This window comes from Pseudomonas salicis (assembly GCF_057128705.1).
The window spans coordinates 630,853-644,822 of the sequence record NZ_JBSKHU010000004.1 but is presented as its reverse complement, the minus strand read 5'-3'; the positions used below and the strand labels follow the sequence as shown (position 1 = coordinate 644,822).

The following is a 13,970-nucleotide window of genomic DNA, read 5'->3' as shown; positions in this document are numbered from 1 at the left end:
TGGATTGCGTGCAATGATCAAAACGACAGGCAAGGCCCTGCTGGGTCTGGCGATTTCGGTGGGTATGCTTCAGGCACACGCCGCAGAAAGCAAAAAAGTGGACGTGCTGCTGATCGGCGGCGGCATCATGAGCTCGACTCTGGGCGTCTGGCTCAACGAGCTGGAGCCAGGCTGGACCATGGAAATGGTCGAGCGTCTGGACAAAGTCGCCGAAGAAAGCTCCAACGGCTGGAACAACGCCGGTACCGGCCACTCCGGTCTCGCCGAGCTGAACTACACGCCGGAAGACAAAGACGGCAAGGTCAACATCTCCAAGGCCATCGAGATCAACGAAGCCTTCCAGGTGACCCGTCAGTTCCTGGCCTGGCAGGTCCGCCAGAGCGTTTTGAAAAACCCGCATTCGTTCATCAACTCCACACCGCACATGAGCTTCGTGTGGGGCGATGACAACATCAAGTTCCTGAAAAAGCGTTACGAAGCCCTGCAGGCGAGCCCGCTGTTCCGCCCGATGCAGTTCTCCGAAGACCACGCGCAGATCGCCAAGTGGGTCCCGCTGATGATGGAAGGGCGTGACCCGAACCAGAAGCTGGCCACCACCTGGACGCCGATCGGCACCGACGTCAACTGGGGTGAAGTCACCCGTCAGTACGTCTCGGCACTCCAGACTCGCCCCAACTTCAACTTGAAGCTGTCGAGCGAAGTCAACGACATCACCCGCAATGCCGATGGCAGCTGGCACGTCGAGTACAAGAATCTGAAGGACGGCACCAGCAGCGCGACCGACGCCAAGTTCCTGTTTATCGGCGCAGGCGGCGGCGCACTGAAGCTGTTGCAGAAATCCGGCATTCCGGAAGGCCGTGACTACGCAGGCTTCCCGGTCGGCGGTTCGTTCCTGGTCACCGAGAATCAGGACGTTGCCCTGCAACACATGGCCAAGGCCTACGGCATCGCCTCCACCGGCGCGCCGCCCATGTCGGTTCCGCACCTGGACACCCGCGTGCTCGACGGCAAGCGCGTGATCCTGTTTGGCCCGTTCGCGACCTTCTCCACCAAGTTCCTGAAAGAAGGTTCGTACCTGGACCTGTTCAGCAGCATGACCACCCACAACTTCTGGCCGATGACCAAAGTGGGCATCGAGCAGTACCCACTGGTGGAGTACCTCGCCGGCCAACTGATGCTGTCCGACGACGATCGCTTCAAGGCCTTGCAGGAATACTTCCCGCACGCCAAGAAAGAAGACTGGCGTCTGTGGCAAGCCGGTCAGCGCGTGCAAATCATCAAGCGTGATGCCGAGAAAGGCGGCGTGCTGAAACTGGGTACCGAAGTCGTTTCGTCACAGGACGGCAGCATCGCAGCACTGTTGGGCGCATCGCCAGGTGCCTCGACCGCCGCGCCGATCATGCTCAACGTGATGGAAAAGGTCTTCAAGGACAAAGTCGCGACGCCTGAATGGCAAGCGAAGATCCGCCAGATCGTGCCGAGCTACGGCACCAAGCTGAACGATTCGCCGGCTGCCGTGCAGCAAGAGTGGAACTACACCGCCGAAGTCCTGCAACTGGACAAACCGCCGGTGATCGACCAGAGCGTCGGCACGAGCACCGAGCCGAGCAAACCGGCTGAAAGCAAGCCTGCGAACGACATGGCACTGTAATCTTCGCCACGTTGAAATGGTGGTAATAAAAAGCCACGGGCCTCAAAACCCGTGGCTTTTTTGTGCGTGACGGACAGGTCAAAGGCATCGCTCATTTGTCCGCGGACAGGCAAATTTCATCCTTTTAGACTTGCTGTTTCAAGGCGCTCTGCGCATTCTGTGCGGCCACAGCTAACCTTCCCCGTACATCGAGTGATCTCGCGTGTCGAACACTTCAATTCGCTTTGCGTGCAATGGCTGCGGTGCCTGCTGCAAAAGTCGCTTGATCCCACTGACGCTGAATGAAGCACGTCAATGGCTCGCCCGTGGTCACGACGTCGCCATCGTGCTGGAAGCCTTCAACGAAGCGACCTGGACTTCCAACCCTCAGCAGTTCGCTCACAGCGTTCGGCGAGCGGCGGAAGTTGGCAGCGGCGATGCGCGGATTCAGGTCATTGCCGTGTTCACGGCCAATGCCCTGGACCGCTGCCCCAACCTGGGGGCCGACGACCGTTGCGGCATCTACGACACGCGTCCGCTGGTCTGTCGGATATACCCGATGGAGATCAACCCGTTCATCCCCCTTCAGCCCGAAAACAAAGGGTGCCCGCCAGAGACCTGGCAGACCGGCGAGGTCATGTTCACTGATCGCATTATCGACCCGACACTGGCCCATCAAGTGGAGCAGTCACGGCAAGCGGACCGAGATGACGCGCGAGCCAAGATCAATATTTGCGAATACATGGGGCTCACGACGGTCGCCTGGAAAAATAACGCGATGGCGATTTATCAGCCTGATCGCCAGGCGTTGACAGCGGCCATCAATGCTTGCGACGCGGGCGCGCACAAACCCGCAGGCAAAGCATGGTCAGTGCGGGTGGATCAGCCGGACTTGCGTCAGCGTTTGCTCGCGTCGGACATCGGTTTGAGCGATGACAGCTCGGCGGACTACATCTTCCATAGGCTGTGACGGGCGGCACCTGCACCAGCGTGCCATCACCGTTGCTGCCTCCCTGATTCGCCAAGGCAGACGCGGTTGGATCAAACGCCGTAACGGGCCGCAGGTTTCGCGTTACTGAATTTCTTCGAGATCGTGCGACGCCCCGCTTCCCACTGCTCCCACGCTTCAGGCTCATGCAGCCCGGGAATGGTGACCCACTCGCCCTGATCCAGCCCCGCCAGCGCGGCGTCGACCAGATCGGCAGCGGTCATGGTGTTGACCCCGGTCTTCTGCGGGGCGTAACCGGCGACGTCCCAGAAATCGGTGGCAGTCGCACCCGGCAATACACTCTGGATGCGAACGCCCTTGTCGCCCAAGTCCCGTTGCAGCGTGTGACCGAAGCTCAGCACATAGGATTTCGACGCGCTGTACACGCCGTTGAGCATCTCGACGGCGATGCCGACCACTGAGGACAGGTTGACGATGGTGCCCGCTCCCCGAGCGACGAACGCCGGGGCGACTGCGTACGTCAGCCGGGTGAGCGCCGTGATGTTCAGCGCGATCATCGCCTCCATCTCGTCGGCGTCATCGTTGAGGATCGAAGCGATGGAGCCAACACCAGCATTGTTGACCAGCATCGTGATACGGGCGTCCTCGCGCAGCACGTTCTCCACCTGTTTGAGCGAACGTTTGTCGCCCAGATCTGCCACCAGCGTCTCGATGGAGCGGCCCGTTTCAGCGGCGAGCCGGGCCGCCAGGTCTTTCAGCCGGTCCCCGTTGCGCGCCACCAGAATCAGGTCATAGCCACGCTTGGCCAGACGATCCGCGTAGACAGCGCCGATACCCGCGGAAGCGCCTGTGATCAATGCGGTGCCTTTGGAAGATGCAGTGTTCATCGTGTTTCTCCAGAAAAGGTGAGGCCGAGACAGTCGGTCAGGAGAGACTACGGTGCCCCGCAAAATGCTCAAATGTCATATATCCAACTTTTTAGGACAAAGATATTGAGGCAAATCACGACGCTTGAACGGCAGATGACACGGGTCTGAAAACCGTGCAAGCATGTCCGCAAGTTGCACATACAACCTTTTATGACACTCAATATGTCTTTCCCAAGGAGCGCACGATGATCCGTGTCGGGCTGGTGATCTACCCTGGCTTTCAGGTATTGGGCCTCGCTGTCTCTGCGGTCTTCGAAGCGGCGAATGACATGAATGGCCCCTCTTACGAGCTGGCAGTGGTGTCTGAACACGGTGGCATCGTCCGGTCTTCGCTGGGTTTCGGGATGGAAACCTCGTCCTTCAAAGACGCCCGGTACGACACGCTGATCGTCATCGGCAATAACCACATCGACGCCGTTTCCGAAGGGTTGGTGGATTTTCTGCGAGCGTCGGTAGCGACCACCAGACGCATCACGGCGGTGTGCACCGGTGCGTTCGTCGTCGCGCAGGCGGGGCTGCTGGATGGACGTCGCGCCACGACCCATTGGGCTCACGCCCGGGCCTTTCGCTCCACCTTTCCAGACGTTCAACTCGAAGAAGACCGGATATTCGTGATCGATGGTGCCGTCTGGACATCGGCCGGCATGACGGCGGGCATCGATCTGGCGCTGGCCATCGTTGAGAAGGATCTGGGCACCACGCTGGCCAGGAACGTCGCCAGGAAAATGGTCGTTCACCATCGTCGGTCCGGGGGCCAGTCGCAGTTTTCAACGCTGCTGGAACTGGACCCGAAAACCGACCGCATTCAGGCCGCGCTGATCTACGCGAAAGAAAACCTCGCGGCCGAATTGTCGGTCGAAAAGCTCGCAGAAATCGCTCACCTGAGCCCGCGACAATTCAGCCGGCTTTTCCGGGAGGAAACCGGGCAATCTCCGGCCAAGGCCATCGAGCATCTGCGCGTCGAAGCCGCCCGCATCATGATGGAAGAGGGGCGTTATTCCCTCGACATCATTGCCCGGGACTGCGGCTTCGGCGACCGAGAGCGCATGAGGCGGTCGTTCTTGCGCGCGTTCAACCAATCCCCGCAAGCCATCAAACGCATCACTGAATCGCAGATGATCGACCTCTCCCACTGACGCATCTCGCATCGACAACCGCGCGTCGAAGCGCTCGCCCGTGGCGGTTTTCCAGCGGAGCGCCGCTTTTTCTTTCCAAAAAAAATGGCGCGGTACAAGGCCGCGCCATGGCTGACCACCAACGAAATCACGCTGTCGGGGCGTATTGCATCTCGCCGTTACCGAACGACCAGTCTTCACGCTGAACATCGATCAGGCTGATCCAGACGTCTTCCTTGCGAATGCGCGCACGTTCATGGATGCCTTCGGCGACCGCTTTGTAGAACGCCTTTTTTACCTCGATGGACCGGCCCGCGTTCCAGGTGACCTGGATGAAGACGATCTTCGGCGTGTAAGTCACGCCCAGATAACCGTCAGCCGGGTAAATCAACTCGTCCTTCCCATGGCGATTGACGACCTGAAAACGGTCGTTCGCCGGCACATTGGCGGTGGTGGTCATCGCTTCATAAATGACGTCCCCAATGATTTTGACGGTTTCGGCAGAGGTGTCTGCAGCAACATCTATTCTGGCAAGTGGCATGGCATTTCCTGTTATTGGCGTGAAAGGGCTGGACGTGTTGCACGCTGCCGAAACCGGCGTTTCGCGCAAAATAAATGTCTCTCAACATTTATTTAATAGATGTTTTACATCATGTATTTTCCGCTGACAAGCCTGAGAGACACTTGCGTGAACGCGGGCGCTTACGCCAGAAAAAAAACCAACCCCCCTGAGGATCGACGATGAAATTTGCCAACGTCTTAGCTGAAGACAACCGCCCGACACCCGCACTGATCGACGATGTAAACGGGGTGTTCTGGCCGTTGAACGAACTTCAGGGCCGCTTCGCCGGCAGCCTTGACGAGTTGATCGCGAATTGGGAACAAGCTGCTACCGGGCTTGGCGCTCAGGGTCCCGGCAGATCCCTCGTGGGTGTGAAAGTGCTGGCGCCCCTCGCGCCGACGCGCAACGTCTTTTGCGTGGGCAAGAACTATCACGAACACGCTGCAGAATTCAGCAAGTCCGGATTCGATCACAGCGCCAAGGACGGGGAAGTCGCCCCTGAATTTCCGGTAATCTTCACCAAGACGCCGGAGTCGATCATCGGGCACCTGGACTCCATTTCGCCGCACACCCGCGTCACCCGGCAACTGGATTATGAGGCAGAACTGGCCGTCATCATTGGCAAAGGGGGGCGTGGGATTTCGAAAGAAGACGCGTACGACCACGTCTGGGGCTACACCATCATCAACGACGTCACCGCCCGTGACCTGCAGAAAAACCACCGCCAATGGTTCCTCGGCAAATCCCTTGACGGGTTCTGCCCCATGGGCCCGTGGATCGTCACCGCCGACGCATTCAACCCGAAAAACGCCACGATCAAATGCTGGGTGAACGAAGAGTTGAGGCAGAACGCCAACGTCAGCGCGCTCATCTTCGACATTCCCGCCCTCATCGAATGCCTGTCGGCGGGCATCGAGCTCAAGCCTGGCGATGTGATCAGCACCGGAACGCCCGTCGGCGTCGGCATCGGCTTCACCCCGCCCCGCTTCCTGCAACCAGGCGATACGGTTCGCATCGAAATCGACGGCATCGGCACACTGGAAAACTCCATCGCTGACACCTGATTCATCACGCTCCCTGACGGCCCGGGCCCCAGTCGTTCGTCGATTGGGCTTCGAGGCACACGGCCCGTCCCGGGTTCACCATGACAGTGATCAGGCTTTTATATAGGATGCTGCACATCTATTTCAGCGTATGAAGAGGCGCCTTATGCCACGAGTGTCCAGACAGCAAACCGAGCTGAACCGTGTTTCGATCACGGAAACGGCAACCCGGCTCTATCGCGAACGTGGCTTGAACGGCGTGAGCGTGGCAGAAATCATGCATGAGGCGGGGCTGACCCATGGCGGGTTTTACGGGCATTTCGAGTCCAAGGAAGCCTTGGCGAACGAAGCCTGCGTACATGCGTTCGAGCAATCTGCCAACGCCTGGAAAGAGAAAATCGCCGCGCATCGCAAAAAACGAACAGCCCGCAAGGCGATCATTGATCACTACCTCGCGCCCTCCAAACGGGACAACGCCGCCGAGACCTGCCCGGTGGTGGCGTTTTCGGGTGACATTGCCCACGAAGGCAGACCTTCAGAGCTTCATCAGACTTACGTCAAGGGCCTTCAGACCTTGATGGAGGCGTACATGTCGACCCTCGAACCCGGTAAGTCACCCCGCGAGGACTCCGCAAACCGCCAGGCGGCTGTCGTCGAATACGCGCTGATGGTGGGCGCCATGACCCTCGCCCGCGCCACAGGTAAAACGGCCCTGTCGGACGAGATCCTGAAATCCGCGCGCACCTTTCTGAACTCGGATGCCTCCGCCATCGAGCGCTTGGCCCTGAACGGTTAACCGGTGCAGGCACCGCCCTCTGACAACCGTGGGTCAAGCGTGCCTGGGGCGTCGCTTGATCCCGATCAGTAATGAAAGCGAGTGATCGCCTTTGGAAGGCGGCGCACGGAACACGCCGAATTGAACGCCCATGTCAGCGTCTCGTACGCTCCAAAAAACAACAGCGGAGGCACAGGGTATCCTCGGCCAAAGCATCCTCTGCGGAAGGCCGCACCGTGAAGAAAAACGAACTACCGCAAAAAACCTGCGCCATCTGCGGCCTGCCATTCACCTGGCGAAAAAAATGGGCCCGCTGCTGGGACGACGTCAAGTACTGCTCGGAACGCTGTCGCCGTCACAAATCGGTTTCGCAGGAAACACGCCGGGGTGGGGAACGCTGATCACGTTGGAGGAAGGTTATGGCTGAAGCGCTCTGCCGCTTTCACCTAATGACCGAGAGTAGCCGTTGATGCACCGGGTATTCGGGACACACGGCTGGATGTGCGCCTTCTGCCGTAACGAAGCTCCGGGGTGGTGCAATCCATGGTGGGAATGTACAAGGACGCCAGCCATCCGACTGACGACCTTACAAGCATCACGGAGCGTCATTGGCGTTTTGCATGCGTCGTTCCGAACTTAGCTTGGCAACGCAGACAGCTAGAAGTGTCTTTTAGTGTGGTGTCCCAGGGCAGGTTCGAACTGCCAACCTTCCCCTTAGGAGGGGGATGCTCTATCCAATTGAGCTACTGAGACACTGGGCCGGCGCTCTGAATGGCGCCAGCGGGACGGCGTGCATGTTAACGGCAAGCCCCTGTTTTGTCATGTCGTCATTGTCGTTTTGGGCTGTAGTCCGCCGGGGATTTGGCTGATAGCAGCTGCCCGTCATGCAAATTGCAATGTCCCAAAATGACATCATTGCAAACTGCAATCTGCACCCTTTCAAAAAAATACATAACCAATTGATTTCATTGGTTTTATTTTTGCAATTCGCTTGGCATGCAGACTGCATTCTCACTCTCGTGCAATCCCCTTCATACACAACTCCAAACGAAGGTAAACGAGATGAACATGACTCTCTCCCTGTTGAATGCTGCGGCTCTGGTCGCATTGGTGGCTTTCCACTTCCAGGCTGACGGCAGCAAAACCGAGAGCGTCGCGGTTCAGGCTCAACCGCATTACCTCGTCAAGCAAACACCGCGCTTCGCCGTCATGCCAGCGCAAAGGTCTGACGCCATGCTGGCCAACGATACTGACGAAGCCATTCCGGTTGATCGGTCTCAACGCTGGGTCTTTTGAACGCACGAGGCGTGACTGGGGTTTGCCAATCCGTTTATTGAACAGAGAAAAGCCATGTCAAAAGCAGCACTGTCCTTTCTGATTCTCGCCATCATGGGCGTCGCGGCGGATCAACTGCTTCCTTCATCAATGGACGCGCTTGGAACGGTCGCCAAAGTGGCCGCCGGTACGTTTGCCACGCTGTTCCTCGCCGCGCTGGTGGTGGGACGCCGCATCAAGTTCGACCCGGTATTGCGTCAGGCCAACGGCGGACGTTAAGTCCACATCCTCGTCTCCTCGCGCCCGTTGGCGCACTGCCAAAAGACCCTTCGTCTCTTTCTCGGCATCATTCTCGAAATTTCTTACAGACACTTCTACGCTGAAGACAGATAGCCATCATTGCGGAAACCCGCGTAATCTGTGGCTGTCGGTCGGATGAGTGGTATCCGGGAACTTTGCTAACCAGAACGCATTTCGGATAATTGGTGCTGGCTAAACGCCTTTATCTAGTTCAATATTTGTCACAGATTTGACGCCAAGGTTCCGACGTATTGATGCATGATGACGGACCTTTATGCTGGCAGGTTGAACATTTCGCCGAAATGACAGTCAGACGATGACATCTCGCGGCCAAATGCATGAACCGCCTCCCCTTTGAACTAAATCGGTTAAATATATGAGCCCTATGAAACAGGCCAATTATTCCAGTCGCACAGCTGACAAGTTCGTTGTCCGTCTCCCGGAAGGTATGCGCGAGCGCATTGCGGAAGTATCCAAAGACAACCATCGCAGCATGAACTCTGAAATTATTGCGCGTCTCGAACAAAGCCTGATTCAAGAAGGCGCACTGGGCGACGAGCCTAAGCTGCGTCTCGACAGCCCAGAGTTGTCATTGCATGAACGTGAGCTGCTGCAGCGCTTCCGCCAACTTGCTCACCGCCAGCAAAACGCTCTGGTTTCGCTGATTGCTCACGACACCAGCCTGACCGCCGACGACGAATAAGTCCGAAGCGTCAGAGACTCAAAGGCCAGCATTCAGCTGGCTTTTTTGTGGGCGTCATCAATGGGAGCCCGCCGATTTCAGGATAAAAAAACCGCCCTTGAAGGCGGTTTTTTTACGAGGCTGGCTTAGAGCAAAAACACTGTCGCCAGCCCAAGAAAGATGAAGAAGCCGCCACTGTCAGTCATCGCGGTGATCATCACGCTGGAGCCCATCGCCGGGTCACGTCCCAGTTTGGCCAGCGTCATCGGGATCAGCACGCCCATGAACGCCGCGAGCAGCAAGTTCAACGTCATCGCTGCGGTCATGACCACGCCCAGCGACCAGCTGTGGTAAAGCAGGTAGGCCACGATACCGATAACCCCGCCCCACACCAGACCGTTGACCAGGGCCACGCCCAGTTCCTTGCGCATCAAACGCGAGGTGTTGCCCGTGCTGACCTGATCCAGCGCCATCGCGCGTACGATCATGGTGATGGTCTGGTTGCCAGAGTTACCGCCAATGCCTGCCACGATCGGCATCAAGGCCGCCAGCGCCACCAGCTTCTCGATGGAGCCTTCGAACAGGCCGATCACGCGGGAAGCGATGAAGGCGGTGATCAGGTTAACCGCCAGCCAGGACCAGCGGTTGCGCAGCGAGCGCCACACTGAGGCGAAGATGTCTTCTTCCTCGCGCAGACCTGCCATGTTCAATACTTCGGTTTCGCTCTCTTCACGAATCAGATCGACCATTTCATCAATGGTCAGACGTCCAATCAGCTTGCCGTTCTTGTCCACGACCGGCGAGGAAATCAAGTCGTAGCGCTCGAAGGCCTGAGCCGCCTCGTAAGCATCGCCGTCCGGGTGAAAACTCACCGGGTCACTGGCCATGACGTCCGACACTTGTTTTTCAGGGTCGTTGACCAACAGGCGCTTGATGGGGAGTACGCCTTTCAGCACGCCGTCGTAATCCACCACGAAGAGTTTGTCGGTATGACCCGGCAGCTCTTTCAGTCGACGCAGATAACGCAGCACGACTTCGAGGCTGACGTCTTCGCGAATGGTGACCATCTCGAAGTCCATCAGCGCGCCGACCTGTTCCTCATGGTAGGACAACGCCGAACGAACGCGCTCGCGTTGCTGGCTGTCGAGGGCTTCCATCAGCTCATGGACGACATCCCGGGGCAGCTCGGGCGCCAGGTCCGCGAGCTCGTCCGCGTCCATTTCCTTGGCGGCAGCGAGCAACTCGTGATCGTCCATGTCGGCGATCAGCGTCTCACGAACGGAGTCGGACACTTCAAGAAGAATGTCGCCGTCGCGCTCGGCCTTCACCAGTTGCCAGACCGTCAGACGGTCTTCAACCGGAAGAGCTTCGAGAATATAGGCGACGTCGGCAGAGTGCAGATCATCGAGCTTGCGTTGCAGCTCAACGAGGTTTTGGCGATGGACCAGGTTCTCAACGCGATCCTGGTGCTGGCCTTCCTGGCGATGAGTCAGGTCTTCGACGATGCGCTGACGTTGCAGCAGGTCGACGACTTGTGCGAGGCGATCCTGAAGGCTTTCCTGCGTTTTTTTTACTTCGATTTCGGTCATAGGCGAACTCCACTCCCAGCAGTGGACCGCGCCGGAAGATCAATCAGTCGATTCGTGATTGGTACAGCTTAATTCTGAGTTGCTACTGGGTAAGTCCATGGAGGTATTCCACAAGCCCCGGCGGGGCTGACGGGCGCAATCATACACCCCTTGCCGGGCCTTCATGTTAAAAATTCAACGCGGAACAAGCGCTTGCAACACAATGTTAAGCATTGTCCGAGTCGTTATTGCTACGACGTCACATCAAGAGAAGAAAACACGCTCGCCAGGCAAATTTCATCTGGCTAGGCTTTCTTGACACCCGTCAAGGAGGACGTCGACATGCCGTTGGACATCCGCAAAACCATTATTGCTGCCTTGCTGATCGCGCCCACCTGCACATGGGCAACGACAGTCAACCGTTGCGAAGACGATAACGGACGTATCACGTTTACAACCCTCGGCTGCCCCACCGGCCAAAATCCGACGACACATCAGTTTCACAGCCCGCTTCCTGGAACCGTTCAACCGGCCCCTTCCAGACACGCTGGCTCAGTAAAGAATCAGACTAACGCCGAACTGGTGATTGTCGGCCAACGAGACGACGGTTGCGGCAACGTGTTGAGCGCGGAGCAACGCCGCAAGGCCATCATCAATCAACAGACGCCGACAGGCATGACCAAACGGGATGTGGAAAGCCTTCTCGGCAAACCCGATAAAATCATAGGCCGCAACGCCGAGGTGCGTTATGTGTATGAAGAAAAGAAAGGTCGAAGCCGGCAGGTCACGTTCGATGAGCACGGCTGCGTGAAAGGTACGCGACAAAAAGGCAGGGCAGGAACATAAACCCTGGAAAGCAAAAAGCCCGCATTCTCATGCGGGCTTTTCGTTTTATGGTGCACTCGACAGGATTCGAACCTGTGACCGCTCGGTTCGTAGCCGAGTACTCTATCCAGCTGAGCTACGAGTGCAAATGGCGCTTGATAAACCAGATCACCTCTGGTCACTGCATTTTACTTCTGGAAGTGAGTGGTACTTCCGAAGGCCTGTTGAAGACAGGCTCTTTCTTAAAGTCGCCGCCTGTATCACTACAAACAACGCTTAAATGGTGCACTCGACAGGATTCGAACCTGTGACCGCTCGGTTCGTAGCCGAGTACTCTATCCAGCTGAGCTACGAGTGCATTTGTTGCCGCGCATTATAGGCCGTCAAATCTTTTGGTCAAGAACTTTTTCCAGTAAATTCAACAACTTACCGATCAAGCCAGATTACAACGTACTACGCAAATAATGGCGGAGAACGGGGGATTCGAACCCCCGACACCCTTTTGAGGTGTACTCCCTTAGCAGGGGAGCGCCTTCGGCCACTCGGCCAGCTCTCCGCAACACGGGGCGTATAATAACCACCCTTTTCCCCGTTTGCAAACCAAAAATTCAATAAAAATTAATGGCTTGGTTCCTGGTCCTTCTCTTTCTTGATGCGCAGGTAAATCTCTTCCCGGTGAACAGCCACTTCCTTGGGCGCGTTGACCCCAATTCGTACTTGGTTACCTTTAACGCCGAGCACAGTCACGGTGATTTCACCGTCACCGATTATCAGGCTCTCCGCGCACCGACGGGTCAAAATCAGCATACCTATCTCCTCAACCTGAATTCAGGGACAACAGTCTGCACAACCATAAAGGCATTGGCCCGCACCAGAAGAGGCAACGGGCCAGTGTCGTGAGTATTGACTAGCGTCGGAAAAAAAACAGCTTTCTCGCGCACATCAGAAACACGAAGGGCGCGGAGTCGTCCGCGCCCTTCGGCGAAACCCTTACTCGCCCTTGCGGGGCGCGTCGAGTTCGAACGCAGTGTGCAGCGCACGCACCGCCAGTTCCAGGTACTTCTCCTCAATGACCACCGATACCTTGATTTCAGATGTGGAGATCATCTGGATGTTGATGGTTTCCTTCGCCAGCGCTTCGAACATGCGGCTCGCAACGCCTGCGTGGGAACGCATGCCAACGCCGACGATGGAGACCTTGGCAATCTTTGTGTCGCCGATCACTTCGCGCGCGCCGATTTCCCTGGCGGTATTCTGCAAGACGCTCAGCGCCTGCTCGTACTCGTTGCGGTGCACGGTGAAGGTGAAGTCGGTAGTGTTATCGTGCGCAACATTCTGCACGATCATGTCGACTTCGATGTTCGCGGCGCTGATCGGCCCGAGGATCTTGAAGGCAACACCCGGGGTGTCTGGCACGCCACGGATTGTCAGCTTGGCTTCGTCACGGTTGAAGGCGATGCCCGAAATGATCGGCTGTTCCATGGATTCCTCTTCATCGATGGTAATGAGGGTACCCGGACCCTCCTTGAAGCTGTGCAGCACGCGCAGCGGAACGTTGTACTTGCCGGCGAACTCCACCGAGCGGATCTGCAACACCTTGGAGCCCAGGCTGGCCATTTCCAGCATTTCTTCAAAGGTGATCTTTTCCAGACGCTGTGCCTGAGGCACCACACGCGGGTCGGTGGTGTAAACCCCATCGACATCGGTGTAAATCTGGCACTCATCGGCCTTCAACGCAGCAGCCAACGCCACACCCGTGGTGTCCGAACCACCGCGACCCAAGGTCGTGATGTTGCCGTTTTCGTCGACGCCCTGGAAACCGGCGACGACGACAACGCGACCTTCTTTCAGATCAGCACGAATCTTCTGATCGTCGATCTGCAGAATACGCGCCTTGTTGTGCGCGTTGTCGGTAAGGATGCGCACCTGATTACCGGTGTAGGACACCGCCGGCACCCCACGCTTGATCAGCGCCATGGCCAGCAAGGCAATCGTCACCTGCTCACCGGTGGAGACAATGACGTCCAGCTCACGCGGAACCGGCTGGTCGCTGATCTGCTTGGCCAGGTCGATCAGGCGGTTGGTTTCGCCGCTCATTGCGGACAGCACCACCACCAGATCATCGCCCGCTTCGCGGAATTTCTTGATTTTGTCAGCCACCTGCTCGATGCGCTCGACCGAGCCCACGGAGGTGCCGCCAAATTTTTGTACGATTAAAGCCATCTCAAAGCCGCCTCAGCCCATGACGGGCCCCCGTTAAACATTCAAACCGCGTAGCGCCGCCCTCTCCTTCTAATGAAAAAAAGGGCGGTGGGTC

At 57.4% G+C, this 13,970-nt stretch carries 15 protein-coding genes and 4 tRNA genes; 10 read left to right on the top strand and 9 right to left on the bottom strand.

The features are described 5' to 3' along the window. Window positions 1-13 precede the first annotated feature (13 nt). Together mqo and ACWKWE_RS17665 are read left to right on the top strand one after the other, a co-directional pair. On the top strand, window positions 14-1,651 hold the full coding sequence (gene mqo / locus ACWKWE_RS17670; RefSeq protein ID WP_341959366.1) for a malate dehydrogenase (quinone): 1,638 nt from the start codon (window positions 14-16) through the stop codon (window positions 1,649-1,651). 202 nt (window positions 1,652-1,853) lie between these two features. After that, window positions 1,854-2,600, top strand: a complete 747-nt coding sequence (locus ACWKWE_RS17665) for a YkgJ family cysteine cluster protein (protein ID WP_483851232.1) — start codon at window positions 1,854-1,856, stop codon at window positions 2,598-2,600. Between the two features lie 71 nt (window positions 2,601-2,671). Here the strand turns inward: ACWKWE_RS17665 and ACWKWE_RS17660 are convergent, their stop codons facing one another. Continuing rightward, complete coding sequence (locus ACWKWE_RS17660) at window positions 2,672-3,466, bottom strand: SDR family NAD(P)-dependent oxidoreductase (RefSeq protein ID WP_483851231.1); 795 nt, start codon at window positions 3,464-3,466, stop codon at window positions 2,672-2,674. A gap of 227 nt (window positions 3,467-3,693) precedes the next feature. On the opposite strand from ACWKWE_RS17660, the gene ACWKWE_RS17655 reads away from it, so the two are divergent. Next, window positions 3,694-4,644 carry a GlxA family transcriptional regulator gene (locus ACWKWE_RS17655; protein ID WP_483851230.1) on the top strand — a complete coding sequence of 317 codons (951 nt, stop codon included), beginning with the start codon at window positions 3,694-3,696 and terminating at the stop codon, window positions 4,642-4,644. Window positions 4,645-4,771: 127 nt separating this feature from the next. Here the strand turns inward: ACWKWE_RS17655 and ACWKWE_RS17650 are convergent, their stop codons facing one another. Next, window positions 4,772-5,164 (bottom strand): tautomerase family protein, encoded by a 393-nt coding sequence (locus ACWKWE_RS17650; protein WP_483851229.1) that lies wholly within the window; start codon window positions 5,162-5,164, stop codon window positions 4,772-4,774. A gap of 200 nt (window positions 5,165-5,364) precedes the next feature. On the opposite strand from ACWKWE_RS17650, the gene ACWKWE_RS17645 reads away from it, so the two are divergent. The 3 genes from ACWKWE_RS17645 (at window position 5,365) to ACWKWE_RS17635 (ending at window position 7,404) form a co-directional block, all read left to right on the top strand. Further along, window positions 5,365-6,249: a fumarylacetoacetate hydrolase family protein gene (locus ACWKWE_RS17645; protein ID WP_483851228.1), complete on the top strand. Its 885-nt coding sequence runs from the start codon at window positions 5,365-5,367 to the stop codon at window positions 6,247-6,249. Window positions 6,250-6,394: 145 nt separating this feature from the next. Continuing rightward, on the top strand, window positions 6,395-7,024 hold the full coding sequence (locus ACWKWE_RS17640; protein ID WP_166593283.1) for a TetR/AcrR family transcriptional regulator: 630 nt from the start codon (window positions 6,395-6,397) through the stop codon (window positions 7,022-7,024). A gap of 215 nt (window positions 7,025-7,239) precedes the next feature. Further along, window positions 7,240-7,404, top strand: coding sequence for a DUF2256 domain-containing protein (locus ACWKWE_RS17635; protein ID WP_166593284.1), 165 nt, complete (start codon window positions 7,240-7,242; stop codon window positions 7,402-7,404). A 275-nt stretch (window positions 7,405-7,679) separates the two neighbouring features. On the opposite strand, the gene ACWKWE_RS17630 is transcribed toward ACWKWE_RS17635, so the two are convergent. Further along, a tRNA-Arg gene (locus ACWKWE_RS17630) sits at window positions 7,680-7,756 on the bottom strand. A 315-nt stretch (window positions 7,757-8,071) separates the two neighbouring features. Between ACWKWE_RS17630 and ACWKWE_RS17625 the strand changes: the two genes are divergently transcribed. From ACWKWE_RS17625 to ACWKWE_RS17615, 3 genes are all read left to right on the top strand, one after another. Then, window positions 8,072-8,299: a hypothetical protein gene (locus ACWKWE_RS17625; RefSeq protein WP_256665030.1), complete on the top strand. Its 228-nt coding sequence runs from the start codon at window positions 8,072-8,074 to the stop codon at window positions 8,297-8,299. Window positions 8,300-8,353: 54 nt separating this feature from the next. Next, entirely contained in the window at window positions 8,354-8,557 is a 204-nt protein-coding gene (locus ACWKWE_RS17620; protein ID WP_166593286.1) for a PA3371 family protein, read from the top strand. A gap of 397 nt (window positions 8,558-8,954) precedes the next feature. Beyond that, the gene (locus ACWKWE_RS17615) at window positions 8,955-9,281 is read left to right on the top strand and encodes an Arc family DNA-binding protein (protein ID WP_166593287.1); all 327 of its coding nucleotides are present in this window, start codon (window positions 8,955-8,957) and stop codon (window positions 9,279-9,281) included. A 125-nt stretch (window positions 9,282-9,406) separates the two neighbouring features. Here ACWKWE_RS17615 and mgtE read toward each other — a convergent pair whose 3' ends face one another. Further along, entirely contained in the window at window positions 9,407-10,849 is a 1,443-nt protein-coding gene (mgtE, locus tag ACWKWE_RS17610; RefSeq protein WP_166593288.1) for a magnesium transporter, read from the bottom strand. 321 nt (window positions 10,850-11,170) lie between these two features. Here mgtE and ACWKWE_RS17605 point away from each other — a divergent pair, with 321 nt between their 5' ends. Further along, complete coding sequence (locus ACWKWE_RS17605; RefSeq protein ID WP_483851227.1) at window positions 11,171-11,674, top strand: DUF4124 domain-containing protein; 504 nt, start codon at window positions 11,171-11,173, stop codon at window positions 11,672-11,674. A gap of 48 nt (window positions 11,675-11,722) precedes the next feature. On the opposite strand, the gene ACWKWE_RS17600 is transcribed toward ACWKWE_RS17605, so the two are convergent. From ACWKWE_RS17600 to ACWKWE_RS17580, 5 genes are all read right to left on the bottom strand, one after another. After that, window positions 11,723-11,799: transfer RNA gene (locus ACWKWE_RS17600), tRNA-Arg, on the bottom strand. A 135-nt stretch (window positions 11,800-11,934) separates the two neighbouring features. Continuing rightward, a tRNA-Arg gene (locus ACWKWE_RS17595) sits at window positions 11,935-12,011 on the bottom strand. Between the two features lie 107 nt (window positions 12,012-12,118). After that, window positions 12,119-12,209: transfer RNA gene (locus tag ACWKWE_RS17590), tRNA-Ser, on the bottom strand. A gap of 62 nt (window positions 12,210-12,271) precedes the next feature. Continuing rightward, window positions 12,272-12,460 carry a carbon storage regulator CsrA gene (csrA, locus tag ACWKWE_RS17585; RefSeq protein ID WP_020290522.1) on the bottom strand — a complete coding sequence of 63 codons (189 nt, stop codon included), beginning with the start codon at window positions 12,458-12,460 and terminating at the stop codon, window positions 12,272-12,274. 183 nt (window positions 12,461-12,643) lie between these two features. Then, window positions 12,644-13,876 (bottom strand): aspartate kinase, encoded by a 1,233-nt coding sequence (locus tag ACWKWE_RS17580; protein ID WP_483851226.1) that lies wholly within the window; start codon window positions 13,874-13,876, stop codon window positions 12,644-12,646. Window positions 13,877-13,970 lie beyond the last annotated feature (94 nt).

Bases quoted from the DNA above. Each gene is read 5' to 3' on its own strand.
- mqo (WP_341959366.1), top strand. From the start codon at position 14: ATGATCAAAACGACAGGCAAGGCCCTGCTGGGTCTGGCGATTTCGGTG.
- ACWKWE_RS17660 (WP_483851231.1), bottom strand. From the start codon at position 3,466: ATGAACACTGCATCTTCCAAAGGCACCGCATTGATCACAGGCGCTTCC.
- ACWKWE_RS17655 (WP_483851230.1), top strand. From the start codon at position 3,694: ATGATCCGTGTCGGGCTGGTGATCTACCCTGGCTTTCAGGTATTGGGC.
- ACWKWE_RS17650 (WP_483851229.1), bottom strand. From the start codon at position 5,164: ATGCCACTTGCCAGAATAGATGTTGCTGCAGACACCTCTGCCGAAACC.
- ACWKWE_RS17645 (WP_483851228.1), top strand. From the start codon at position 5,365: ATGAAATTTGCCAACGTCTTAGCTGAAGACAACCGCCCGACACCCGCA.
- ACWKWE_RS17640 (WP_166593283.1), top strand. From the start codon at position 6,395: ATGCCACGAGTGTCCAGACAGCAAACCGAGCTGAACCGTGTTTCGATC.
- ACWKWE_RS17625 (WP_256665030.1), top strand. From the start codon at position 8,072: ATGACTCTCTCCCTGTTGAATGCTGCGGCTCTGGTCGCATTGGTGGCT.
- ACWKWE_RS17620 (WP_166593286.1), top strand. From the start codon at position 8,354: ATGTCAAAAGCAGCACTGTCCTTTCTGATTCTCGCCATCATGGGCGTC.
- ACWKWE_RS17615 (WP_166593287.1), top strand. From the start codon at position 8,955: ATGAGCCCTATGAAACAGGCCAATTATTCCAGTCGCACAGCTGACAAG.
- mgtE (WP_166593288.1), bottom strand. From the start codon at position 10,849: ATGACCGAAATCGAAGTAAAAAAAACGCAGGAAAGCCTTCAGGATCGC.
- ACWKWE_RS17605 (WP_483851227.1), top strand. From the start codon at position 11,171: ATGCCGTTGGACATCCGCAAAACCATTATTGCTGCCTTGCTGATCGCG.
- csrA (WP_020290522.1), bottom strand. From the start codon at position 12,460: ATGCTGATTTTGACCCGTCGGTGCGCGGAGAGCCTGATAATCGGTGAC.
- ACWKWE_RS17580 (WP_483851226.1), bottom strand. From the start codon at position 13,876: ATGGCTTTAATCGTACAAAAATTTGGCGGCACCTCCGTGGGCTCGGTC.